The 23,001-nt window shown below is 75.7% G+C and carries 20 protein-coding genes and 1 riboswitch; of the genes, 7 read left to right on the top strand and 13 right to left on the bottom strand.

Annotated features, from left to right (window positions below; genetic code table 11):
- Positions 1 to 46 precede the first annotated feature (46 nt).
- The 4 genes from IE98_RS0105805 to IE98_RS0105790 form a co-directional block, all read right to left on the bottom strand.
- Entirely contained in the window at positions 47 to 1,267 is a 1,221-nt protein-coding gene (locus IE98_RS0105805) for an NAD(P)-binding domain-containing protein (RefSeq protein ID WP_030265195.1), read from the bottom strand.
- 73 nt (positions 1,268 to 1,340) lie between these two features.
- Positions 1,341 to 2,018, bottom strand: a complete 678-nt coding sequence (locus tag IE98_RS0105800) for an FxLYD domain-containing protein (RefSeq protein ID WP_030265192.1) — start codon at positions 2,016 to 2,018, stop codon at positions 1,341 to 1,343.
- 185 nt (positions 2,019 to 2,203) lie between these two features.
- A complete protein-coding gene (locus tag IE98_RS0105795; protein ID WP_030265190.1) occupies positions 2,204 to 3,319 on the bottom strand; it encodes a hypothetical protein in 1,116 nt (371 codons plus the stop codon).
- A 150-nt stretch (positions 3,320 to 3,469) separates the two neighbouring features.
- Positions 3,470 to 4,129: a GTP cyclohydrolase II gene (locus IE98_RS0105790; RefSeq protein WP_030265187.1), complete on the bottom strand. Its 660-nt coding sequence runs from the start codon at positions 4,127 to 4,129 to the stop codon at positions 3,470 to 3,472.
- A gap of 195 nt (positions 4,130 to 4,324) precedes the next feature.
- On the opposite strand from IE98_RS0105790, the gene IE98_RS0105785 reads away from it, so the two are divergent.
- Both IE98_RS0105785 and IE98_RS0105780 read left to right on the top strand, forming a co-directional pair.
- Entirely contained in the window at positions 4,325 to 5,233 is a 909-nt protein-coding gene (locus IE98_RS0105785; protein ID WP_030265184.1) for an NADP-dependent oxidoreductase, read from the top strand.
- Position 5,234: 1 nt separating this feature from the next.
- A complete protein-coding gene (locus IE98_RS0105780) occupies positions 5,235 to 6,005 on the top strand; it encodes a VOC family protein (protein ID WP_030265180.1) in 771 nt (256 codons plus the stop codon).
- A gap of 34 nt (positions 6,006 to 6,039) precedes the next feature.
- Here the strand turns inward: IE98_RS0105780 and lnt are convergent, their stop codons facing one another.
- The 3 genes from lnt to IE98_RS0105765 form a co-directional block, all read right to left on the bottom strand.
- The gene (gene lnt / locus IE98_RS0105775; RefSeq protein WP_063748868.1) at positions 6,040 to 7,608 is read right to left on the bottom strand and encodes an apolipoprotein N-acyltransferase; all 1,569 of its coding nucleotides are present in this window, start codon (positions 7,606 to 7,608) and stop codon (positions 6,040 to 6,042) included.
- A 103-nt stretch (positions 7,609 to 7,711) separates the two neighbouring features.
- A complete protein-coding gene (gene cobN / locus IE98_RS0105770) occupies positions 7,712 to 11,320 on the bottom strand; it encodes a cobaltochelatase subunit CobN (protein ID WP_030265177.1) in 3,609 nt (1,202 codons plus the stop codon).
- Complete coding sequence (locus IE98_RS0105765) at positions 11,317 to 11,577, bottom strand: hypothetical protein (protein ID WP_030265174.1); 261 nt, start codon at positions 11,575 to 11,577, stop codon at positions 11,317 to 11,319. The genes cobN and IE98_RS0105765 overlap by 4 nt, the downstream gene beginning before the upstream one ends.
- A gap of 27 nt (positions 11,578 to 11,604) precedes the next feature.
- Positions 11,605 to 11,756: riboswitch (cobalamin riboswitch) on the bottom strand.
- Between the two features lie 84 nt (positions 11,757 to 11,840).
- Between IE98_RS0105765 and IE98_RS0105760 the strand changes: the two genes are divergently transcribed.
- Genes IE98_RS0105760 through IE98_RS0105750 form a run of 3 tightly spaced genes read left to right on the top strand, consistent with a single transcriptional unit; the run spans position 11,841 to position 15,192 of the window.
- Positions 11,841 to 13,067, top strand: coding sequence for a cobalamin biosynthesis protein CobG (locus IE98_RS0105760; RefSeq protein ID WP_234443420.1), 1,227 nt, complete (start codon positions 11,841 to 11,843; stop codon positions 13,065 to 13,067).
- Entirely contained in the window at positions 13,064 to 13,690 is a 627-nt protein-coding gene (locus IE98_RS0105755) for a precorrin-8X methylmutase (protein ID WP_030265169.1), read from the top strand. The genes IE98_RS0105760 and IE98_RS0105755 overlap by 4 nt, the downstream gene beginning before the upstream one ends.
- Entirely contained in the window at positions 13,687 to 15,192 is a 1,506-nt protein-coding gene (locus IE98_RS0105750; protein ID WP_030265167.1) for a precorrin-2 C(20)-methyltransferase, read from the top strand. Before IE98_RS0105755 ends, IE98_RS0105750 begins: the two co-directional genes overlap by 4 nt.
- 301 nt (positions 15,193 to 15,493) lie before the next feature.
- On the opposite strand, the gene IE98_RS0105745 is transcribed toward IE98_RS0105750, so the two are convergent.
- Together IE98_RS0105745 and IE98_RS0105740 are read right to left on the bottom strand one after the other, a co-directional pair.
- Positions 15,494 to 16,333 carry an SDR family NAD(P)-dependent oxidoreductase gene (locus IE98_RS0105745; RefSeq protein ID WP_030265165.1) on the bottom strand — a complete coding sequence of 280 codons (840 nt, stop codon included), beginning with the start codon at positions 16,331 to 16,333 and terminating at the stop codon, positions 15,494 to 15,496.
- 55 nt (positions 16,334 to 16,388) lie between these two features.
- A complete protein-coding gene (locus IE98_RS0105740) occupies positions 16,389 to 16,982 on the bottom strand; it encodes a TetR/AcrR family transcriptional regulator (protein WP_030265162.1) in 594 nt (197 codons plus the stop codon).
- Positions 16,983 to 17,039: 57 nt separating this feature from the next.
- Between IE98_RS0105740 and polX the strand changes: the two genes are divergently transcribed.
- Positions 17,040 to 18,764, top strand: coding sequence for a DNA polymerase/3'-5' exonuclease PolX (gene polX / locus IE98_RS0105735; protein WP_030265159.1), 1,725 nt, complete (start codon positions 17,040 to 17,042; stop codon positions 18,762 to 18,764).
- A 9-nt stretch (positions 18,765 to 18,773) separates the two neighbouring features.
- Here the strand turns inward: polX and IE98_RS0105730 are convergent, their stop codons facing one another.
- Entirely contained in the window at positions 18,774 to 19,526 is a 753-nt protein-coding gene (locus tag IE98_RS0105730) for a cobalt-precorrin-6A reductase (RefSeq protein ID WP_030265156.1), read from the bottom strand.
- A gap of 20 nt (positions 19,527 to 19,546) precedes the next feature.
- Here IE98_RS0105730 and IE98_RS0105725 point away from each other — a divergent pair, with 20 nt between their 5' ends.
- Positions 19,547 to 20,677 (top strand): cobalt-precorrin-5B (C(1))-methyltransferase, encoded by a 1,131-nt coding sequence (locus IE98_RS0105725; protein WP_030265153.1) that lies wholly within the window; start codon positions 19,547 to 19,549, stop codon positions 20,675 to 20,677.
- Positions 20,678 to 20,687: 10 nt separating this feature from the next.
- On the opposite strand, the gene IE98_RS0105720 is transcribed toward IE98_RS0105725, so the two are convergent.
- From IE98_RS0105720 to IE98_RS0105710, 3 genes are read right to left on the bottom strand one after another with little or no spacing between them, the layout of a single operon-like run.
- Positions 20,688 to 21,095, bottom strand: a complete 408-nt coding sequence (locus IE98_RS0105720) for a RidA family protein (RefSeq protein WP_030265150.1) — start codon at positions 21,093 to 21,095, stop codon at positions 20,688 to 20,690.
- Between the two features lie 59 nt (positions 21,096 to 21,154).
- On the bottom strand, positions 21,155 to 21,898 hold the full coding sequence (locus tag IE98_RS0105715; RefSeq protein ID WP_030265148.1) for an IclR family transcriptional regulator: 744 nt from the start codon (positions 21,896 to 21,898) through the stop codon (positions 21,155 to 21,157).
- Positions 21,895 to 22,965: a sugar kinase gene (locus IE98_RS0105710; RefSeq protein ID WP_030265147.1), complete on the bottom strand. Its 1,071-nt coding sequence runs from the start codon at positions 22,963 to 22,965 to the stop codon at positions 21,895 to 21,897. The genes IE98_RS0105715 and IE98_RS0105710 overlap by 4 nt, the downstream gene beginning before the upstream one ends.
- Between the last annotated feature and the right edge of the window lie 36 nt (positions 22,966 to 23,001).

Raw genomic sequence — 23,001 nt, 5'->3', positions numbered from 1 at the left:
CGGGGTCCGGCGACGTGCGCCGGACCCCGACCCGTGGTCGCCGCGCCTACCGGCTTCCGCGTGCGGCGACGTGCCGGCCGATCCGGTGGGCGGCGAAGTGCGTCCCGCAGACGAACCGCATCACCGGCCCGAACGAGTCCGCCGCCGCCAGCCCGGTGAAGTACAGGCCCGGCACGGACGACTCCAGACCCGGGCCCAGCCGCGGCGCACCGGCGGCCGTGGTGCGGATCGCCCGGCGCAGCCCCTCGTCGAGGACGGCGAGCCGCGCCACGTTCGCCCGGTAGCCGGTGGCGGCCAGCACGTGGTCGGCCTCCAGCAGTTCGGTCGGCCCCTCCAGGCTCAGCCGGACGGTGTCGTCCACCGCCTCGGCCGCCGCCAGCGGATGACCGGTCAGCACCGGGAACAGGCCGTCCACCCGCTCCTGCAGCCACCAGGCGCCGGCCGGGCCGAGCACCCGGCGGACCCGGACGGCCCGGGCCTCGTCCGGCAGGAACCGGAACGCCCACGGGACGTCCGTGTAGGCACGCATGCCCCAGCCGGGGCCGAGCCCGCTGGACGGCCGGGTCACCCGGGCGGTGAGTGGACGGCTGGCCGGCAGGTCGGCGTCCGGCGGCTCGCCGAAGACCACCCGCGGGCCGCGCACCACGACGGTGGGGGAGGCCCCGGCCTCGTGCAGCAGGGCGGCGCTCTCCAGGGCCGACTGCCCCGCGCCGACCACGGCCACCCGCTGCCCGGCGAACTTCCCCAGGTCGGTGTGTTCACTGGGGTGCGAGCACAGGCCCGTCCCGGCCAGGGCGGCGAGCTCGGGCGGCAGGTACGCGAAGGGCTTCAGGCCCGTCGACACGACCACCGAACGGGCCGTCACCGCCTCGCCGTCCTCCAGCACCACCCGGAAGCCGCCGGGCGCGCCCTCGACCCGGGCGACCTGCGTCCGCTCCAGCTCGGGCACCCGCTCGCGCTGGAACCACTCACCGTACTCGACGAACTCGTCCAGCGGGATCGGGTACATGTCGCCGACCGTGCCCCTGCCGTGGCGGTGGCGGTAGTCGTTGAACCCGTAACGGCCGGACGGATCGGAGATGCAGGACGCCCGCGGTGTCGACTTCAGGAACATCCCCGCGGGCATGCCCTCGCGCCAGCCGGCCATCGGCTCGCCGAACACCCGGAAGGGCACCCCGGCGCCCCGCAGGTGCGCCGCTGTCGCGAGCCCGTACGGGCCGGCACCGATCACGACGGCCTCAGGACCGACCGTTCCCAGTCCCTGCATGAGTGGCACCTCCGGTGTGGAACGGCCCCCGTCCCAGCATGCGGCGGCGTCACCCGGTCGGCACCCCGGCGGGTCAGAACCGCTGTGCCCGCGCCACCTTGGCGCTGGCCGCGGCGACCTTCTGGTCGCCGTGCGCCAGCACGGTGCGGCGCTCGCCCGGGGCGACGTTCGAGGTGCCGACCACCACGGTCTCCACGGTGGCGCCCGAGGAGTCCAGGAAGTCCACCTGGACGGCGTAGTTCGCCTGCTGGGAGGTCGAGTTGGTGATGGTTACGGTGGCCGCCGGGAAGCCGTCCGTCGCGGTAGTGGGCACCCCGGTCAGCACCACGTCGCCGATCGCGTTGCCGGTGCCCGACACCCCGCTCAGCGCGGCGCTGGCGCTCTGCCGGGCCATCGAGACCTGCGCGGACACCGAGGACTCGAAGGCGGCGGCCCGGGACTCCACCGAGGCCGCCGCGGCCGAGGCCGACGCGGCCCGCGCGAGGGCGGCCTCCTTGATCAGCGCGGCGGCGCTGGACGCGGCGGCCGACGCGTCCTCGCCGGTCAGCTCCGAGGCCTCGGCCGCAGCCGAGGCGGCGTGCCGGGAGGCCTCCGCCGCGGCCGACACGACCGCCGGGCTGATCCCGCCCACCGTCTTCTCCGAGCTGCTGCACGCCGCTGCCAGGGCCGTCAGCGCGGCTGCCGCCGCGAGGATCGCGCCGGCCCGGGCGGTCGGCCCGGTGAGGGGGCGAAGGCGGGGGTGCGGGGACATGGCGGCTCCTGGATCGCTCGGCCGAGGGTGCACAACTCCTCCAGCCTCCGCCGCGGTGAGGCCCGCCGCGCGCAGGGCTGCGCCGCCCGGGTGCGTCCTCGCAGGCGTGCGGGTACCCGTAAAGGGGCGCGTGGGGTACCTCCCACGCGCCCCTGAATCAACCACCCGGTTGCCCGCGGCAGGTGCTAGTAGCGCAGCACCGCGGCGATCCGGTCGTGGTCGGTGAGCCGGTCGTCGGGCAGGAAGACCACCTCGGCGCCCCTGTCCAGGGCGGTCTCGACGAGTTCGTCGACGATGTCCTCGCGGACGCCCTCCTCCCAGCCGCCGGGCCGGCCGTCCTCCGCCGGTGTGAGGTGACCGTCGGAGAGCCGCATCGTCCGCTGGAAGTGCTCCTCGACGGCGACCATCTCGACCCGCCCCTCGCAGACCGCCTCCCAGACCTCGTCCAGGCCGGCGGCGAAGGCCTTGCGGCTGCGCGCCGCGTCCAGCGCGGTGCTCACCCGGTCGGACTCGTGCGCGGCGAACTGGGCCATCGCGGGGGCGAGTTCCTGCAGCAGGACGCGGTCGGGTCCGTCCGTCAGGCCGCCCTTGAGCACGGTGGCGACGGCCGCTCCCGCGGCGGTGCCGACCTCCTGCAGGGCGGAGACCGCCTGCGGCAGGCCGATCAGGAAGAGCGGGCGGCGGTCCGCGCCCAGCACGGTGCCGAGCGCGGCGTCCACCGACCGCAGGAAGCGCCGGGTCTCCTCGTCGCTGAAGGTGCTGGGCTGGCCGCCGGTGCGCTCCTCGCGCTGGACGTCCCAGTCCACGCCCTCCGCCTCCATCGGGAAGCCGTTCGCCTCGTGCTCGTGCAGGGCGAGTCCGCTGCCGCCCCACAGGGTGGCCCGGTCGGCGGCGACGGCCATCACCCAGTACGGGCGCTCCTGGGCCTTCGCGGCGACCAGGTTGCGGGTCAGGAAGGTGTCGCTCAGCACGACCCGTTCGGGCACCTCGCGCGGCAGGCTCCACACCTGGTGCTCGTCGGTGGTCGCGTACAGCACCAGCCCGTCCAGCGAGTGCCGCAGGTCCACCTCGGCGATCGCGCGTTCCAGCTGTTTGTGCAGGTCGATGCGGTCCTGCCGGGAGGCGTCCGGGTCGGAGTCGATCCGCCGTTCGGCCTCGGCGAGGAGGTTCCTCAGCCGCACCGCGTCCTGCGCGTTGTCCGGCTCGCGGCGGTGCGTCGGCATGGTCAGCGAGACGGCCGGATACGGCCTGGGACTGCGCAGTTCGCGCAGGGTGTCGGCGGTGAGGGAGTCGGTTTCCACGGGCGCTCTCCCGGGGTCGGTCCGCACCGGGGACGAGCCCGGCGGGGCCGCGGGGGAGGGGTGGAACGACGGATGGCGCGGCCCACGGACCGACGCTTCCACGCCCGCCCCCGGGCCGCGCGCGTCCTGAGCCGATCGGGTGAACCCCGGTCAGGCGCCCAGGGACAGGAAGTCGATGCCGTGGCCGAGGGTGCGCGCCGTGCCGTCCGCCTTGGTGCGCAGGTACCGGACGTTGCTCTCGGAGAGGTGGACGCCGGTCGGCACCCGCTCGGCCACCGTGATGCCGAGCCGGGACAGCTGGCCGGCCTTGTCGGGGTTGTTGCTGAGCAGCCGGATGCCGGTGGCGCCGAGCGTGGTGAGCATCTGGGCTGCGGCGGTGTAGTCGCGGCCGTCCTCGGGCAGCCCGAGCGCGGTGTTGGCCTGGTAGGTGTCCAGCCCGGAGTCCTGCAGCGCGTAGGCGTCGAGCTTGTTGTAGAGGCCGATGCCCCGGCCCTCCTGGCGCAGGTACAGCAGGTAGCCGCCGGCCTCGGCGATCCGCTCCGCCGACTCGCGCAGCTGCGGGCCGCAGTCGCAGCGGGCGGAGCCGAAGACGTCGCCGGTGAGGCACTCGGAGTGCAGCCGAACCAGCGGGGTGTCGCCGACCTCGCCGAGGGCCAGCGCGAGGTGCTCGGCGCCGTCCTCCAGCCCGTGGAAGGTGAAGACCTCCGCCTCGACCCGGAAGCCGTCCGGGAAGGCCAGCGGGATGCGCACCCGGGAGCGCACGGTGGCGGGGCCGGGCAGCGGCGTCCGGGCGGTGTCGGTCTGCGGCATGGCCGGGCCTCCGAGGTCAGGTGGTTCAAATTCGAACCGGCTGGTCCGGGTCTGACCGTACCTCGTGGTTCCAATTTGAACAACTGTGGGACGCTCTCTGCACAACGGCTCCCGTTCGGCCCACCATTCCCGGCCGTCCCGGCCGTGCGCCCAGCAAGCTGGGCGGAAGGAAGTCGCCGACCCCGAGGGAGCAGCATGTCCAAGGCGTTCGGATACCGGGCGTTCGGAGGCCCGGAGCACCAGGAGTTCCTGGACCGCCCCGTGCCCGTCCCCGGGCCGGACCGGCTGCAGATCGCCGTCCGCGCGGCCGGGGTCAACCCGATCGACTGGAAGGTCCGCAACGGCTGGCTCGGCACCGACCGCCCGCTGCCCGCCGTGCTGGGCGTGGAGGCGGCCGGCGTGGTCGAGGCCGTCGGACCCGGCGTCGAGGGCTTCGCCGTCGGCGACGAGGTCTTCGGCGTCGCGGTGGCCGGCGGCTACGCCGAGCACACCCTGCTGGACGCCGCCGTCAGCGCCCGCAAGCCCGCAGAGGTCTCCTTCGCCGCGGCCGCCGCGCTGCCCGTCGCCGCCGCTGCCGCCTGGGACGCCGTCGAACAGCTGGCCCTGGAACCGGGGCGGACCCTGCTCGTCCTCGGCATCGCCGGCGGGGTCGGCGGTGCGGCGGCCCAGATCGCCCGGGCCCGCGGCGTCAAGGTGGTCGGCACCGCTTCCGACCGCAACCGCGACTGGGTCGCCTCCTTCGGCGCCACCCAGGTCCGCTACGGCGAGGGGGTCGCCGACCGGATCAGGGCCGCCGCCCCGGACGGCGTCGACGGACTGCTCGACCTGATCGGCGGCGAGGACCTGCGGGAGGCCGCCGCCGTGCTCACCGACCGCACCCGGCTGGTGTCCACCGCCGATCCCGGAACCGCCGCCGCGCTCGGCGGCAGCGCCGTCCGCCGCGCCCCCGGCCGGGAGGCGCTCGCCGCGCTGGCCGGACTCGTCGCGGCCGGCGCCCTCGACCCGCGGATCACCGCGGCCTACCCCCTCGACCGGGCTCCCGAGGCACTCGCCGAGGTCGAGTCCGGACACGCCCGCGGCAAACTCGTCCTGGTGGTGGAGTGACATGAGAATCGACAGACCCGCACTCGGAGCCCCCTGCTGGGTGGAGATCTCCACCGCCGACCCGGAGGGCTCCAAGGCCTTCTACCGGGAGGCGTTCGGCTGGCGCACCGAGGTCGACCCGAACCCGGAGGCCGGCGGCTACACGCTGATGATGCTCGGCACCGACCCGGTCGCCGGCCTCAGCCCCGTCCAGCGCCCCGGACAGCCCACCAGCTGGACGATCTCCTTCGCCGTGGCGGACGCGGACGCCGCCGCCACCGCCGTCCACGGCGCCGGCGGCCAGGTGCTGATGGAGCCGGCCGACGTCCTCGACCTGGGCCGCTTCGCCGTCGCCGCCGACCCCTCCGGCGCGGTGTTCTCGCTCTGGCAGGCCCGCGGCTTCAACGGCACCCCGCTGATGGACGAGCCGGGCGCGCTCGGCTGGGTCGAACTCGCCACCCGGGACACCGCCGGGTCCAAGGAGTTCTACCCGAGAGTGTTCGGCTGGAGCGTCACCGTCGGCGAGATGTACACCCAGTGGGGCCTGCCCGGCCGGGAGTTCGGCGGCATGGCCGACATGGCCGACCAGTTCCCCGCCGACGTGGCCCCCTACTGGATGCCGTACTTCGCGGTCGCCGACGTGGACACCACCACCGAACGCGCCGCCGTCCTCGGGGCCACCGTCGCACTGCCGCCCACGGACGTGCCCGACGGGCCCCGGCTGGCCGTCCTGCACGACCCGCAGGGCGCGCTCTTCGGCATCCACGTCGCCGGCGGCGGCTCCGGGCAGTGACACCGCGGCCGGCGGGCCGACCGGCCGGGCCCGATCAGGCCCGGCCGCGGGCCGCCGGCCGACCGGCCTCCTGCTGCGTCCCGTCGGCCGACTCCCCGGCCGCCCCGCCCGCCGGGCCGCGGCCGCGGCGCACCAGCACCACGGCCCCCGACAGCGCCGTCACCGCCACCGCCCCGAGCGGCACCCAGTCACCGAGCCGGTCGTACCAGGTCAGCGCCGACGGCTCCGCCAGCGGCACCTGAACGACCAGCGCCCCCGAACCGCCCGTACCCATGCGGGCCAGCCGCCGGCCCTGACGGTCGTACGCCACCGACTCGCCCGTCAGCGCGGCCTGCACCACCGGACGGCCGGTCTCCGCCGCCCGGATCGCCCCCAGCGAGGCGTGCTGCGCCGGCGCCCAGGTCCGCTGGAAGGTCGAGGTGGCCGACTGGTAGACGATCAGCGGCGCGCCGTCCCGGGCCGCGGCCCGGGACATGTCGGGGAAGGCCGACTCGAAGCAGATCAGTGCGCCGACCGGCAGCGGCGCACCCGTCCGGTCGGTCGCCGGCAGCAGGCGGAACGCCGCACCCGGCGCCCGGTTCTCGCCCGCGGCCCTGCTCACCCCCGCGATCCAGCCCAGCGCCGAGCGGAACGGGATGTACTCGCCGAACGGCACCAGCCGGATCTTGCGGTAGCGGGCGGCCACGCCGTCCGGGGTCACCAGTACCGCGTCCTTGGAGATCCGGCCGTCCGCCTTGCGCGCGTCCTCGCCGACCAGCAGCTGGGCGCCGGCCGCGGTCGACAGCGACCGCAGGCCCGCCAGCACGGCGGTGTCCCGGTCCAGGTCGGCGGTGGTGCTGGACTCGCCCCACACCACCAGGTCCACCGGCCGGCCCACCAGGCCGCGGGTGATCCGGGTGCTCGCCGCCAGCCGCGCGGCGTCGTCGGGGGTCTGGCCGGGCTGCACCAGCGCCACCGTCGCGGAACCGCCCGGCGGGGGCGGCGGCAGCAGCGAGAACAGCACCGGCCCGACCGCCAGGCAGCCCGCGACGGTGGCCGCCGGCAGCACCCTCAGCGGGCCCGCGACCAGCACCACCACCGCGGTGTTGCAGGCCACCACCACCGCACTGACCAGCCACACCCCGCCCACCGAGGCCAGGGCCAGCACCGCCGGATGCTCCCACTGGCTGGCCCCGAGCAGCGCCCACGGGCCGCCCAGCGCGTGCCACGACCGGGCGAACTCGCAGGCCACCCAGACCGACGGCAGCACCACCAGCGCGGCCGCCGCCCGCCGCGGCCCGACCCGGCCGTGCAGCAGCCGGTGCACCGCGAAGCCGAACGCCGCCTGCAGCACGCCGAACACCACCGCCAGCGGCAGCAGCGCCGGCCCGATCGACGGCACCAGCCAGTACATGGCGACCAGGATGAACCCGGCGCCGAACCACCAGCCCCGCACCGCGGCCTCGCGCCCGCCCGGGGCCGCCCGCATCAGCAGCATCCCGGGCACCAGCGCCACCCAGGCCAGCCACGCCTGGCCGGCGCCGGGGAACGCCAGCACCGGGAACCCGCCGGCCGCGAGGGAGTACCAACGGGCGGGCTGCGACAACGCCGTGCGCAACGTCATGCGGAGATCGTATGCACCACGGGCCCCGCACGACCCCGAACGCGCAGGGGCGACCGGACGCGCAGCATCGCGTCCGCAGGTCCGGTCACCCCTGCCGGGCGCCTCAGCTCTCGGCCTCCAGGTCGCCCTCGGTCTCCAGGTAGGCGGCGCGGAGCTCGTCGAGCAGCCGCTGGTCGGGCTCCGCCCACATGCCGCGGTCGGCGGCCTCCAGCAGGCGCTCGCTGATGCCGTGCAGCGCCCACGGGTTGGCCTCGGAGAGGAACTCCCGGTTGACCGGGTCGAGGACGTACTCCTCGGTCAGCTTCTCGTACATCCAGTCCGCGACCACGCCGGTGGTGGCGTCGTAGCCGAAGAGGTAGTCGACCGTGGCGGCCATCTCGAAGGCGCCCTTGTAGCCGTGCCGCCGCATGGCCTCCATCCAGCGCGGGTTGACCACCCGGGCGCGGAAGACGCGGGCCGCCTCCTCGGTGAGCGTCCGGGTGCGGACGGTCTCCGGGCGGGTCGAGTCGCCGATGTACGCCGCCGGGTTCTTGCCGGTCAGCGCCCGGACGGTGGCGACCATGCCACCGTGGTACTGGAAGTAGTCGTCCGAGTCGGCGATGTCGTGCTCGCGGGTGTCGGTGTTCTTGGCGGCGACGGTGATCCGCCGGTAGGCGCTCTCCATCTCCTCCCGCGCCGGGCGGCCGTTGAGGTCGCGGCCGTAGGCGTAGCCGCCCCACACCGTGTAGACCTCGGCGAGGTCGGCGTCGGTGCGCCAGTCCCGGCTGTCGATCAGCTGCAGCAGGCCGGCGCCGTAGGTACCCGGGCGGGAGCCGAAGACCCGGACGGTCGCCCGCCGCTCGTCGCCGTGCTCGGCGAGGTCGGCCTGCACGTGGGCGCGGACGAAGTTGTCGGCGTCCGCCTCCTCCTGCCGGGCCGCGAGCCGCACCGCGTCGTCGAGCAGGGCGACCACGTGCGGGAAGGCGTCCCGGAAGAAGCCGGAGATCCGCAGCGTGACGTCGATCCGGGGGCGGCCGAGCTCCTCCAGCCCGATCGCCTCCAGGCCGGTGACCCGGCGCGAGGCGTCGTCCCAGACCGGGCGGACGCCGAGCAGGGCGAAGGCCTCGGCGATGTCGTCGCCGGCGGTGCGCATCGCACTGGTGCCCCACAGCGAGAGGCCGACCGAGGGCGGGCAGGCGCCGTCGTTGTCGGCGCGGTACCGCTCGACCAGCGAGGCGGCGAGCGCCTGGCCGGTCTCCCAGGCGAGCCGGCTCGGGATCGCCTTGGGGTCGACGGAGTAGAAGTTGCGGCCGGTCGGCAGCACGTTGACCAGGCCGCGCAGCGGCGAGCCGGACGGGCCGGCCGGGACGAAGCCGCCGTTCAGCGCGTGCAGCACGGCGTCCAGCTCGTCGGTGGTCGCGGTCAGCCGCGGCACCACCTGGGTCGCGGCGAAGTCGAGCACCTCGCGGACGGCGTCCGGGTGCCCGGCGGCGACCTTCTCGACCGCCTCGGGCGCCCAGTCCTCGGCCTCCATCGCCTCGACCAGGGCACGGGCCTGCGCCTCGGCCGCGTCGGTGGCGCCGAGGGTGAGCGCGGCCTCGTCCAGACCGAGCGCCTCGCGCAGGCCGGGCAGCGCGCTGACACCGCCCCAGATCTGCCGGGCGCGCAGGATGGCGAGCACGATGTTGACCCGGTCGGTGCCGGCCGGGGCCTGGCCGAGGACGTGCAGGCCGTCGCGGATCTGGGCGTCCTTGACCTCGCACAGCCAGCCGTCGACGTGCAGCAGGAAGTCGTCGAAGCCGTCGTCCTCGGGCCGCTCGTCGAGGCCCAGGTCGTGGTCGAGCCGGGCGGCCTGGATCAGCGTCCAGATCTGGGCGCGGATCGCGGGCAGCTTCGCCGGGTCCATCGCGGCGATCGTGGAGTACTCGTCGAGCAGCTGCTCCAGGCGCGCGATGTCGCCGTACGAGTCGGCGCGGGCCATCGGCGGGACGAGGTGGTCGACCAGGGTGGCGTGGGCGCGGCGCTTGGCCTGGGTGCCCTCGCCGGGGTCGTTGACCAGGAAGGGGTAGACCAGCGGCAGGTCGCCGAGGACGGCGTCCGGGCCGCACTCGGCCGACAGCGCGGCGGTCTTGCCGGGCAGCCACTCCAGGTTGCCGTGCTTGCCGAGGTGGATCACGGCGTGCGCGCCGAAGCCGCCGTCCTCCTGCGCGGCGGCGATCCAGCGGTACGCGGCCAGGTAGTGGTGGCTGGGCGGCAGGTCCGGGTCGTGGTAGATCGCGACCGGGTTCTCGCCGAAGCCGCGCGGCGGCTGGATGAGGACGAGCAGGTTCCCGGAGCGGATCCCGGCGAGCACGATGTCGCCGTCCGGGTTCTGCGAGCGGTCGACGTACAGCTCGCCGGGGGCCGGGCCCCAGTGCTCCTCGACCTGCTCGCGCAGGCCCTGCGGCAGCGTCGCGTACCAGCGGCGGTAGTCGGCGGCCGGGATGCGGACGGGGTTGCGGGCGAGCTGGTCCTCGGTCAGCCAGTCCTGGTCGTAGCCGCCGGCCGCGATCAGCGCGTGGATCAGCTCGTCGCCCTCGTGCGAGGCGCTGTCGGTGTCCAGGCCCGGCAGGTCGGTGCCGAGGTCCATACCCTCCTCGCGCAGGCGGTGCAGCAGGCGCACCGCGCTGGCCGGGGTGTCCAGGCCGACCGCGTTGCCGACCCGGGCGTGCTTGGTCGGGTACGCCGAGAGCACCAGGGCGAGGCGGCGCTCGGCCGCCGGGGTGTGGCGCAGCCGGGCGTGCCGGACGGCGATGCCGGCGACCCGGGCGGAGCGCTCGGGGTCGGCGCGGTAGACGGTGAGACCGTCCTCGTCCAGCTCCTTGAAGGAGAACGGGACGGTGATCAGACGGCCGTCGAACTCGGGGACGGCGACCTGCGTGGCGGTGTCCAGCGGGGAGAGGCCGTCGTCGCTGGCCTCCCACTGCTCGCGCGACCAGGTCAGGCACAGCGCCTGCAGGATCGGCCGGTCGAGGGCGGCGAGGGCGCCCGCGTCCCAGGCGTCCTCGTCGCCGCCGGCCTGCGCGTCGGCGGGCCGGGTGCCGCCCGCGGCCAGCACGGTGGTGACGATGGCGTCGGCCCGGCCGAGCTCGGCGAGCAGCTCCGGCTCGGCGCCGCGCAGCGAGGAGCAGTACAGCGGCAGCGCGCGGGCGCCCTGGTCCTCGATCGCGCGGCACAGCGTCTCGACGAAGGCGGTGTTCCCGCTCATGTGGTGGGCGCGGTAGTAGAGCACGGCGACCAGCGGGCCCTCGGCGGTGCGGGCCTGACGCTCCAGCGGGCCCCAGGCCGGGGCCGACGCGGGCGGGGCGAAGCCGTGGCCGGTGAGCAGCACGGTGTCGGAGAGGAAGGCGCCGAGCTCGGCCAGGTTGGCCGGGCCGCCGTGCGCGAGGTACGCGTGGGCCTCGGCGGCGATGCCGGCCGGGACGGTGGAGAGCTCCATCAGCTGGGCGTCCGGGGCCTGCTCGCCCGTCAGCACGACGACCGGGCGGGGGCCGGCGAGCAGCGCGTCCAGGCCGTCCTCCCAGGCGCGGCGGCCGCCGAGCAGCCGGACGACGACCAGGTCGGTGCCCTCGACGAGGGCGGGCAGGTCCTCGGCGGTCAGCCGGGCGGGGTTGCCGAGCCGGTAGCTGACGGGGCCCTGCGAGGCGCGGGCGCTCAGCAGGTCGGTGTCGGAGGTCGACAGCAGCAGGATCATGCGGAGGGCCTCCCGGCCTGGTCGGTGTTCCACGGCGTGCGGTGGCGCACCGGGGTGGTGGACGGCAGCCCGGTGCGCGGATCGGTGTGCAGGGCGGGGCGCTGTACAGGCTGCAGTGCGGGGTGCAGTGCGCGGCGTACGGCGGTGCGGGGTGCGGAGCGGGAGGTGCGGCGGAGCGCCGCCGGGGTCACCGGGACGGCGGGCGGCGGCTCGGCGCGTCCGGGCGGGACGGCGGAGCCGGGCAGGCGGCAGCGCACAGGTCGGGCCTTCCTCGGGGTCCGCGCCCCGGGCTGGTGGAGGACGGCGGGAGTTCCTGGCTCCACGGCGGCTGAGCCGTGGTTACAGTGGCGGGACCGCACCGGATTTGCACCGGTTTCCTCCGCTTGCCGTCGCTGGCGTCGGACGGTCCGCACGGACCGTCCGGCAGCATCGTACGGGGTGGCGGACGGCCGCGGGACTGCACGCGGACTGTGATCCAGACGACGGGGCGCCCCGTCGGACAATCTGTATGCTCGCCGCCATGCCTCCCACTCCCGACCCCGCCGGGGCGGGCTCCGCCGTGCCCGACCGGGGCCGGTCGGACGCCTGTCCGGGGGCCCTTCGTCTGCACACGGCCGACGACGGCGCCCTCGCCCGCATCCGCGTCCCCGGCGGACTGCTGACGGACGGTCAGGTCACGGCGCTGGCCGCGGCCGCGGAGGCGCTCGGCGACGGCGCACTGGAGACCACCTCCCGCGGCAACGTCCAGCTGCGCGGCCTGGCTTCGTCCTGCAGCGCGGAACTCGCCGACCGGCTGCGCGCGGTCGGACTGCTGCCCTCCGACACCCACGAGCGGGTGCGCAACATCGTCGCCTCGCCGACCGCCGGCCTGGACGCCGACGGGCACGCCGACACCGCGGCCCGGGTGCGCGAACTGGACGCGAAGCTCTGCGCGGCGCCCTGGGCGGCCGCGCTCTCCGGCAAGTTCCTGTTCGCCCTGGACGACGGCCGCGGCGACGTCGCCGCCCTGAACGCCGATGTGACATTGATCGCAGCGCCCGGCGGCACCGCCCTGCTGCGGCTCGGCCGCGAGGCGACCGTCCGCGCGGTGCCGGCCGCACGGGCCGTGGACGCCGCCTTGGACGCCGCCCGGGCCTTCCTCGACGCGCTGCGGGCCACCGGCACCCGGGCCTGGCACCTGCGCGAGGTCCCCGAACTCCTGCCGCCCGGCGACCTGCCGCTGCCGCAGCTGCCCGGCGGACACCCGCCGCTCGGCGTGCTGCCCGGCGGCCTCTCGGTCGGGACGCGCTTCGGACGGGCCACCGCCGCACAGTGGCGGCTGCTCGCCGGAGCGTCCGCCGGCGAGGTCCGGCTGACGCCCTGGCGCGGCGCCGTCCTGCCCGGCGCCCGCCCCGAGGCCCTCGCCGGGCTCGCCGCGGCCGGCTTCCTGACCGGACCGGGCACCGCCTGGGACCGCGCCACCGCCTGCACCGGGCTGCCCGGCTGCGGCAAGTCGCTCGCCGACGTGCGCGGCGACGCCGCCCGCGCCCTGGAGGGGGCGGACGGCGGTGGCCTGCCGGTGCACTGGTCGGGCTGCGAGCGGCGCTGCGGTCACCCAGCCGGGCGATGGGTGGACGTGCTCGCCACCGGGCAGGGCTACCGGGTGGCACCGGTCGGGACACCGGCCCGCCCCATCGATGTGACGCCAGTGGATGTGACGACGGAAGAGATGGCCGAGGCGGTCGCCGAGGCCCGGAGGACCACGTGATCGAGTACGAGAAGGACGGCGCCGCCATCTACCGGCAGTCCTTTGCCACCATCCGGGCCGAGGCCGACCTCGCCGCCCTGCCCGCCGACGTCTCCCGGGTCGCGGTGCGGATGATCCACGCCTGCGGCATGACCGACCTGGTCGAGGACCTGCTGTACTCGCCCGGCGTGGTCGCCTCGGCCCGCGCGGCGCTGCACGCCGGCGCCCCGATCCTCTGCGACGTCAACATGGTCGCCAGCGGTGTCACCCGCAAGCGGCTGCCCGCCGACAACGAGGTGATCTGCACCCTCACCGACCCCTCGGTGCCGGAGCTCGCGCAGAAGATGGGCAACACCCGCAGCGCCGCCGCCATGGAGCTGTGGCTGCCCCGGCTGGAGGGCGCGGTGGTGGCCGTCGGCAACGCGCCGACCTCGCTCTTCCGGCTGCTGGAGATGATCGAGGCCGGCGCACCCCGCCCGGCCGCGGTGATCGGCGTGCCGGTCGGATTCATCGGCGCCGCCGAGTCCAAGCAGGCCCTGGCCGAGCACCCGTCCGGCCTGGAGCACCTGGTGGTCCGCGGCCGCCGCGGCGGCAGTGCGATCGCCGCGGCCGCCGTCAACGCGATTGCGAGTGAAGAAGAGTGACCGAGCAGCAGACCGGCCGACTGTACGGCGTCGGCCTCGGCCCCGGCGACCCCTCGCTGGTCACCGTCCGTGCCGCCGAACTCATCGGCAAGGCCGACGTGGTGGCCTACCACAGCGCCCGGCACGGCCGTTCGATCGCCCGCTCGATCGCCGACCGCTACCTGACCGGAGGCCAGATCGAGGAGAAGCTGGTCTACCCGATCACCGTGGAGACCACCGACCACCCCGGCGGCTACCGCGGCGCGCTGGACGACTTCTACGAGGAGGCGTCCGCCAGGCTCGCCGCCCACCTGGACGCCGGGCGGAACGTCGTCGTCCTCGCCGAGGGCGACCCGCTGTTCTACGGCTCCTACCAGCACATGCACAAGCGCCTCGCGCACCGCTACCCGACCGAGGTGGTGCCCGGCGTGACCTCGGTCAGCGCCGCCGCGGCCCGGCTCGGCAGTGCACTGGTGGAGGCCGAGGAGACCCTGACGATCATCCCCGGCACCCTGCCGGAGGAGGAGCTCGCAGCCCGGATCGCCTCCGCCGACTCCGCCGTGATCATGAAGCTCGGCCGGACCTTCCCGGCCGTCCGCCGCGCGCTGGAGCGGGCCGGCCGGCTCGACGACGCGCAGTACGTCGAGCGGGCGTTCATGGACGGCGAGCGCACCCTGCCGCTCGCCGAGGTCGAGGCCGACACCGTGCCGTACTTCTCGGTCGCCGTGCTGCCCAGCAAGGTCGCCCCGCTCGACCTGCCCGAGCCGGCCGGGCCCGGCGAGGTCGTGGTCGTCGGCACCGGCCCGGCCGGACCGCTCTGGCTCACCCCGGAGGCCCGCGGCGCCCTCGCCGCCGCCACGGACCTGGTCGGCTACACCACCTACCTGGACCGGGTGCCCGTCCGGCCCGGCCAGGTCCGGCACGGCTCGGACAACAAGGTCGAGTCCGTGCGCGCCGAGTTCGCCCTCGACCTGGCCCGCCGCGGCCGCCGCGTCGCGGTCGTCTCCTCCGGCGACCCGGGCGTCTTCGCGATGGCCACCGCCGTCCTGGAGGCGGCCGGCGAGGACCCGTACCGCGAGGTGCCCGTCCGGGTGCTGCCCGGCATGACCGCGGCCCACGCCGCCGCCTCCCGGGCCGGCGCCCCGCTCGGCCACGACTACGCGGTGGTCTCGCTCTCCGACCGCCTCAAGCCGTGGGAGGTCATCGCCCGCCGCCTGCGCGCGGCCGCCGAGGCCGACCTGGTGCTGGCGCTCTACAACCCCGGCTCGAAGTCCCGCACCACCCAGGTCGGGCTGGCCCGCGACCTGATGCTGGAGCACCGCGCCGCCGACACCCCGGTGGTGATGGCCCGCGACGTGGGCGGCCCCACCGAGCGCGTCCGCACCGTCCGGCTGGCCGACCTCGACCCGGCCGAGGTGGACATGCGCACCCTGCTGCTCATCGGCTCCTCCCAGACCCGCGTGGTCCGCCGCGGCGACGACACCGAGATCGTCTGGACCCCGCGCCGCTACCCGGAGGACTGACCGGAGGCGACCGGGGGCGCGGGGAGGCACCTCCCCGCCGCCCCGGTGGCACCGGACGTCCGGCCGCACCCGTCCGGTGCCCGGCCACGCGCGTCCCTCGTCCGGGGCTCGTAGCCCCGGGCCACGGCGGAGGCCGTATCCGACGGCGGTCCGGACGACGGCCACGAGAAGGGCGACCTCTCCGGGCGGGACCCTCTCCGGCGTCGTGGTCGCGGCAGCGCGCCGGTGCTTCATACCGCCGAGGCCAGCCCGGCGGACGGACGGTGGCACGCGGTTTTCCGCGCGGGCGGCCGTCGGGCCGTCAGCCCGCCTTCGGCAGCGGGAAGGAGGCCCGCATGACGGCGTCGAAGGCCGCGTCCGGCAGCAGCCGCTTGGCGATCATCGTGCCGCGGGCCATCGCCCCGATCGCGTACCGGGCCCGCGGCCGGCGCACCGTCGCCGCCCGGACGATCACCTTGGTGGCGGCCTCGGCCGTGACCGCGCCGCTGCGCCGGGTGAAGGCCTTGTTGGCGTACATGTCGGCGAGTGCGGTGGTGAACGAGCCGTACGGGCCGGAGGCGTCGGGCATGGTGGCGACGGCGGTGCCGCCGAAACCGGTGATGGTCGGGCCCGGCTGGACGACTACCACGTCGACGCCGAAGGGCGCGACCTCCAGCCGCAGAGAGTCGCTGATCGCCTCCACCGCGTGCTTGGTGGCGTGGTAGAAGGCGCCGCCGGGCGGCGAGAACCGGCCGCCCATCGAGGAGATGTTGACGATCCGTCCGCGCCCTGCCCGCCGCATGCCGGGCAGCACCAGCTGGGCCATCCGGACGAGGCCGAAGACGTTGGTGTCGAACTGGGTGCGGACCTCGTCCGGGGAGGCCAGTTCGACCGGCTGGTGCAGCCCGTAGGCGGCGTTGTTGATCAGGACGTCGACGTGGCCGTGCAGCTCCTCGACGCGGGCCACCGCGGCCGTCATCGACCGTTCGTCGGTGACGTCCAGGGCGAGTGTGGTGATGCCGAGGCCGGCCAGGTCGGCGAGGGTCTCGGGGCGGCGGGCGGTGGCGACCACGCGGTGGCCGAGCCGGTGCAGGGCGAGGGCGGCCTCGCGGCCCATGCCGGTGGAGCACCCGGTGATCAGGACGGTCTGCGGGGCGGTCATCGGGGGACCTGCCTTTCCGGGGGAGTGGCGTGCGGGGAGAGGAGCGGGGCTGCGGTCAGGGGGCGGGGCGGTGCAGCAGGGCCCAGACGCACTCCTCGGCGGCGGCGAGGTCCGCGGGGGCCATCGCGCCGAGGCCGTCCGTGCGGTGCAGCTTGACCAGACCGGTGAAGGCGCCGACGGCGAGCGCCACCAGCTGGGCGGCGTCCCCGTCGCGGATCTCGCCCGCCCGCTGGCCGCGCTCGATGAAGTCGGCGGCGATCCGGTCGATCTCGGCGGCCAGCGCCAGGCTGTCCGGTGCCAGGAAGGTGTCGTGCTGCTGGTGCTCCAGGAAGACGAACGCCTCCGGGCGGGCCCCGGCGTACCGGGTGAAGCCGCGCCAGAAGCGGCCGAACTCCTCGCGGACGGTGCCGGCCGGGCCGCCCTCGGCCATCGCCGCGGCCAGCTCGTCGAGCAGGGCCCGCTTGGCGTGCTGGAAGGCCGCGTTGCCGAGTGCCTCCTTGCTCGGGAAGTACCGGTAGATGCTGCCCACGCCCACTCCGGCGCGCTGGGCGACGGCGGGCATCTGGGTGCCCTCGTAGGTGCGCTCGGCGAAGAGGGCGACAGCGGCGTCGATGAGCCGCTCGGCGAGGTCGGGCTTGCGCGGGGTCACGGAATGAATATTCATTCCGCGGGGGTGCCGCTGTCAAGGCCGCCCTAGACTGGGGGCATGGCGCGGCTCAACGACGAGGTCGGCGCACTGCTCCAGGAGTACTCCGACCTGCTGCTGCTCACCGGCGGCGACGCCTACCGGGCACGGTCCTACGAGAAGGCCGCCCGGTCCGTCGGCGGCCACCCGGAGGACCTCGCCCGGCTCGACGCCAAGGGCCTGCAGGCCATCCCCGGTGTCGGGAAGTCCACCGCCGAGAAGATCACCGAGTACCTGGGCACCGGCCGGGTCGCCGCCGTCGACGCGCTCCGCGCGAAGGTGCCGCCGGGCGTCCGCGAGATCATGGCGATCCCGACCGTCGGGCCCAAGAAGGCCGCGCTCGTCCACCGCGAACTCGGCGTCTCCACCGTCGACGAACTCCTCGACGCCGCCCGGGCGGGCCGCCTCGACGACCTCCCCGGCCTCGGCGCCCGCACCGCGGAGAACATCGTCCACGGCATCGAGGTCCTCCGGCAGGGCGGCGGCCGGGTGCTGATCTCCACCGCCCTCGCCCTCGCCGAGGAGATCGCCGCCGCCGTCCGCGAGGCCCCCGGCTGCGAACGCTGCACCTGGGCCGGGTCGCTGCGCCGGATGCGCGAGACCATCGGCGACGTCGACGTGCTCGCCGCCGCGGACGACTCCGCCCCGCTGACGGCCGCCCTCACCGGCCACCCGCTCACCGCCGAGGTGCTCGGCAGCGGCAGCACCAAGACCTCCGTCCGCACCACCGGGGGCCTCCAGGTCGACCTGCGGGTCGTCCCGGCCGAGGACTGGGGTGCCGCCCTCGTCTACTTCACCGGCTCCAAGGCCCACAACATCAAGCTGCGCGCCCGCGCCGTCAAGGCCGGGCTCAAGCTCTCCGAGTACGGCCTGTTCGAGGCGGACGGCGGCCGCAGGCTCGCCTCCCGCACCGAGGAGGACGTCTACGAGGCGCTCGGCCTGCCGTGGATCCCGCCCACCCTGCGCGAGGACCGCGGCGAGATCGAGGACGCCCTGAACGGCGAACTCGGCGACCCCGTCACCGAACAGGACGTCCGCGGCGACCTGCACACCCACACCGACCTCACCGACGGCCTCGCCCCGCTGGAGGAGATGCTCGCCGCCGCGTACCGCCGCCGCTGGTCCTACGTCGCCGTCACCGACCACGCGCCGAACCTGGCCATGCAGCGGATGACCGACGCGAAGATGCTCGCCCAGCGCGAGCAACTGCAGTCGTTGCAGGGCTCGTTCGGGCGGATGCGGCTGCTGCACGGCACCGAGCTGAACATCGACCCGGACGGCGGCGTGGACTGGCCGCCCGAGTTCCTCGCCGGCTTCGACCTGTGCGTCGCCTCGATCCACTCCGCCTTCGGGCTGGACCGGGCCGCGCAGACCCGCCGGCTCGTCCGGGCCTGCGAGAACCCGCACGTCCACGTGATCGGGCACCCCACCACCCGGCTGCTCGGCCGCCGCGCGCCGATCGACGCCGACTTCGACGAGGTCTTCGCCGCGGCGGCCCGCACCGGCACCGTCCTGGAGGTCAACGCCTCACCCGAGCGGCTCGACCTCGGCGACGAACTGATCGTCGCGGCCCGGCGCCACGGCGTCCGCTTCGCCGTGAACACCGACGCGCACGCCACCGTCCACCTCGACAACCTCCGCTTCGGCGTCGCCACCGCCCAGCGCGGCCGGCTGACCGCCGAGGAGGTCGTCAACACCTGGCCGCTGCAGAAGCTCCGCCGCCACCTCAGGAAGGCCTCGGGTTGAGACGGTGCTTCAGGAGGACGAACCCGCCGCCAGGGCGGTGAGCCAGTCCACGGCGCCCTGCACGCCGTCGGTGACGGGGACGCCGGAGGGCGTCTCGGGCCGGCGGACGATCACCACGGGCAGGCCGAGCTCGCGGGCCGCGGTCAGCTTGGGCGCGGTGGCCGCGCCGCCGCTGTCCTTGGTGACCAGGACGTCGATGTCGTACTCGCGCAGCACCCCGCGCTCCCCGTCCAGGGTGAACGGGCCGCGGTCGAGGAGCACCTCCAGCCGGGGCGGCAGCGGCCGGTCCGGCGGGTCCACCGACCGGGCCAGGAAGAAGGTGTCCGTCAGGTGCGCGAAGGCGGCCATGCCCTGCCGTCCGGTGGTGAGGAACACCCGGCGGCCGAGGCCCGGCAGGGCGTCCGCCGCCTCGGCCAGCGAGTCCACCCGGTGCCAGTCGTCGCCGTCGACCGGGACCCAACCGGGACGCCGCAGGACGAGCAGGGGAACATGGACCTCGGCGGCCGCGACGGCCGCGCTCCGGCTGATCTTCTCGGCGAAGGGATGGGTGGCGTCGATGACCGCGTCCGCCTGCTCGGCCCGCAGCCAGTCGGCCAGCCCGACCGCGCCGCCGAAACCGCCGATCCGCACCTCGCCCGCCGGCAGCCGCGGCTCCGCGACCCGGCCGGCCAGCGAGCTGGTCACCCGCAGCCCGGGGTCCTCGGCGAGGACGGCGGCGAGACGGCGGGCCTCGGTGGTGCCGCCGAGGATCAGGACGTGCATCGGAACTCCAGGAGGCGGACGTGGCTGAGGCGGGCGGCCGGGCGGCGCAGCTGAAGAGTAGCGGGCTGCGGCACGGCTGGACGACGGGCGCGTGCGCCACGGCGGCGACCACCGCCGCGTACACCGCCCTGCTCACCGGGGAGTTCCCCGACCCGGTGGAGATCGTCCTGCCGAAGGGCCAGCGGCCCGCGTTCGCCCTGGCGGCGGAGGAGCTGACGGCCGGACGGGCGATGGCCGGGGTGGTGAAGGACGCCGGTGACGACCCGGACGTCACCCACGGCGCGCTGATCCGCTCCACCGTCACCGCGGGCGCCCCGGGCAGCGGCGTGGTCTTCCGGGCCGGTCCCGGCGTCGGGACCGTCACCAAGGCCGGTCTGCCGCTGCCGGTCGGCGAACCGGCGATCAACCCGGTGCCGCGGCAGATGATCCGGGACACCGTCGCCGAGGTCGCCGCCCGGCACGGCGGCAGCGGGGACGTGGTGGTGGAGATCTCCGTCGACCACGGCGAGGAGATCGCCCGCTCCACCTGGAACCCCCGGCTCGGCATCCTCGGCGGCCTGTCGATCCTCGGCACCACCGGCATCGTGGTGCCCTACTCCTGCTCGGCCTGGATCGACTCGATCCGCCGCGGGGTGGACGTCGCCCGGGCGGCCGGCCGCACCCACGTCGCCGGGTGCACCGGCTCGACCTCGGAGAAGGTCGCCGTCGCGGTGCACGACCTGCCGGAGGACGCGCTGCTGGACATGGGCGACTTCGCGGGCGCGGTGCTCAAGTACCTCAAGCGCCACCCGGTGCCCCGGCTGACCGTGGCCGGCGGCTTCGCGAAGCTGTCCAAGCTGGCCGCCGGCCACCTCGACCTGCACTCGGCCCGCTCGCAGGTCGACAAGGGCTACCTGGCGGAGCTGGCCCGCCGCGGCGGCGCCTCCCCGGAGCTGGCCGCGGCGGTCGCCGCCGCCAACACCGGCCTGGAGGCGGTGCAGTTGTGCGCGGCGGCCGGGGTGCCGCTGGGCGACCTGGTGGCCGAGGCGGCCCGGGCGACCGCGCTCGGCGTGCTCGCCCCGGCCCCGGTCGCGGTGGACGTGATCTGCATCGACCGGGCCGGCACGATCGTCGGCCGGGCCGAGCCGCTGGGTCCGGCCGCCCGCCGGTGACGGGCGCCGCTCAGCCGATGACGGCCTGCGCGTCGATCTCCACCAGCATCGGCTCCTGCGGCAGTTCGACCATCACGGTCGTCCGGCACGGCTTCACCCCGCCCGGGGCGATGTTCTCCTCGACGAAGGCCGCGTAGGCCGCGTTCATCTCCGCGAAGTCCGAACGCTTCGTCAGGTAGACGCGGAACATCACCACGTCCTCGACGGTGCCGCCGCCCGCCTCGACGATCGCCTTGACGTTCTCCAGCGTCCGCCGGGTCTGCGCCCGCACGTCGCCGGGGTACAGGTACTCCCCGGTCGCCGGGTCCTGCGGGCCCTGGCCGGAGACCTGCAGGATCGGGCCCTTGCGCACCCCCTGGGAGAACATCCAGGCGGGGGCGGGGGCGCCGTCCGTGCGGACCTCGGTCTTCTCGGTCATGCGGTGTGCTTCCTCTCGCGGGATCGGACTCATCGATGATCAGGAGGGATCGGGAGGGATCAGGCGGGGGCGCCCGCGTCGGCGGAGATCGCCCGGGCCGTGGCCAGCAGCTGCGGCAGCAGCTCCAGCACCTGCTCGTAGGGCAGCACCACGTCCGGCACCGAGACCGACGCGGCGGCGACGACCCGCCCGGAGACGTCCCGGACGGGCGCGGCCACGCAGTTGATGAACGGCTCGTGCTCGGCGTGGTCCTGCGCCCAGCCCCGGGCCGCGACCTGCTCCAGCTCGGCGAGCAGCTGCTTCGGCCCGGTGATCGTGTTCGCCGTGTGCGGGGTGTACTCGACCGCGGCGGCCACCCTGCGGCGCTCGGCCGGCGGCAGGTCGGCCAGCAGCACCTTCGCCACCGCGGTGCAGTGCAGCGAGGCCCGCAGCCCGATCCGGGAGTACATCCGCACCGGCTGCCGGGAGTCGTACTTGTCGATGTAGACCACCTCGCCGCCCTCGTACGCGGCCAGGTGCACCGTCTGGCCGGTCGCCGCGTTCAGCTCGGCGAGGTGCGGTGCCGCGGTGCGGCGGATGCCGCGCTGCTCCAGCGCCAGGCTCGACAGCGCGAACAGGCCGGCCCCGAGGTGGTAGCGGTGGGCGGCGTCGCGGTGCACGAACCGGCCCTCCTCCAGGCTCTGCAGCAGCCGCAGCACGGTGGTCTTGTGCACCCCGAGCACCGCCGCCAGCTGGTCGAGGGAGCGTTCGCCCTCGCCGAGCTCGGCGAGCAGGCGCAGGGCGCGGGTGACGGTCTGGCTCATGGGGTGGGTGCTCCGAGGTGCGCGGCCGGCCGGGTGAGTACCGGGGACACGATGCCATCAGCGGCCACCCGGGTCGCCGCCCAGTCCCCGTCCGGGGCGTCGAGCAGCGCCGCGACCACGCCGGGCGCGGGCAGCCTGCCGCGGTCGCCGGGGGCGGTCAGGGCGCAGGCCGCGGCGAGGTGGCCGAGCCGCAGCCGGCGGCGGCCGTCCAGCCCGCGGTGCAGGCCGGCCAGGTAGCCGGCGGCGAAGGCGTCGCCCGCTCCGGTCGGCTCGACCACCTCGACGGCGAGCGCCGGCTCGGTGACGGCGGCGCCCGAGCGGTCCAGGGCGGTGACCCGGTGGCCGGCGTCCTTGACGACGACGGTCGCGGGGGCGGGGAAGGCGGCCCGCAGCGCGGCCGGGTCCCCGGTGCCGAGGGCCTCGGCCGCCTCGTCCGCGCCCAGCAGCAGGACGTCGGCGGCGCCCAGCAGTTCGGGCAGCACCCCCGGGTCGCGGCCCCGCCAGAGCGCCGGACGCCAGTTCAGGTCGAGGGAGACCAGCCGGTCGGGCCGCCGGTCGGCGAGCAGCGCACGGACGAGCGCCAGGCAGTCGTCGGAGAGCGCCGCGGTGATGCCGGTCAGGTGCAGCAGCCGGGCGCCGGCCAGCAGCCGGGCGGCGGCCGGGTCGGCCAGCAGCGCGGGGGAGAGGGCGGAGGCGGCGGAGCCCGTCCGGTAGTAGTGCAGCCGGCTGCGGCCCGGGCCGAGGTCGTGCGCCAGCGCCGAACCGCCGGTCTCCTTGACGTAGAGGCCGGTGCGGCGGTGCGGGTCCACCGCCACGGCCGAGACGTCCACCCCGCAGGCGGCCAGATCGGCGGTGACCATGCGCCCGAACCCGTCGTCGCCGACCCGGCCGATCCAGGCCGTCGGCACACCCAGCGCGGCCAGCGCGCACGCCGTGTTCGACTCCGCACCGCCCACCGCCGGCCGGAAGCCGCCGGCGGCCTCCAGCGGACCGGCGGCGTCCGGCAGCAGCACCGCCATCGACTCGCCCAGGCACACGGCCCACGGGCCGGCCGGCCGCTCCGCCATCCGCCGCACTCCCTCCGCCCGCGCGCCCCTCGGACG

The organism is Streptomyces sp. NRRL B-24484, assembly GCF_000717715.1.
Classification (GTDB): domain Bacteria; phylum Actinomycetota; class Actinomycetes; order Streptomycetales; family Streptomycetaceae; genus Kitasatospora.
The sequence above is the reverse complement of the archived record's forward strand: the minus strand, read 5'-3'. Positions and strand labels throughout refer to the sequence as shown.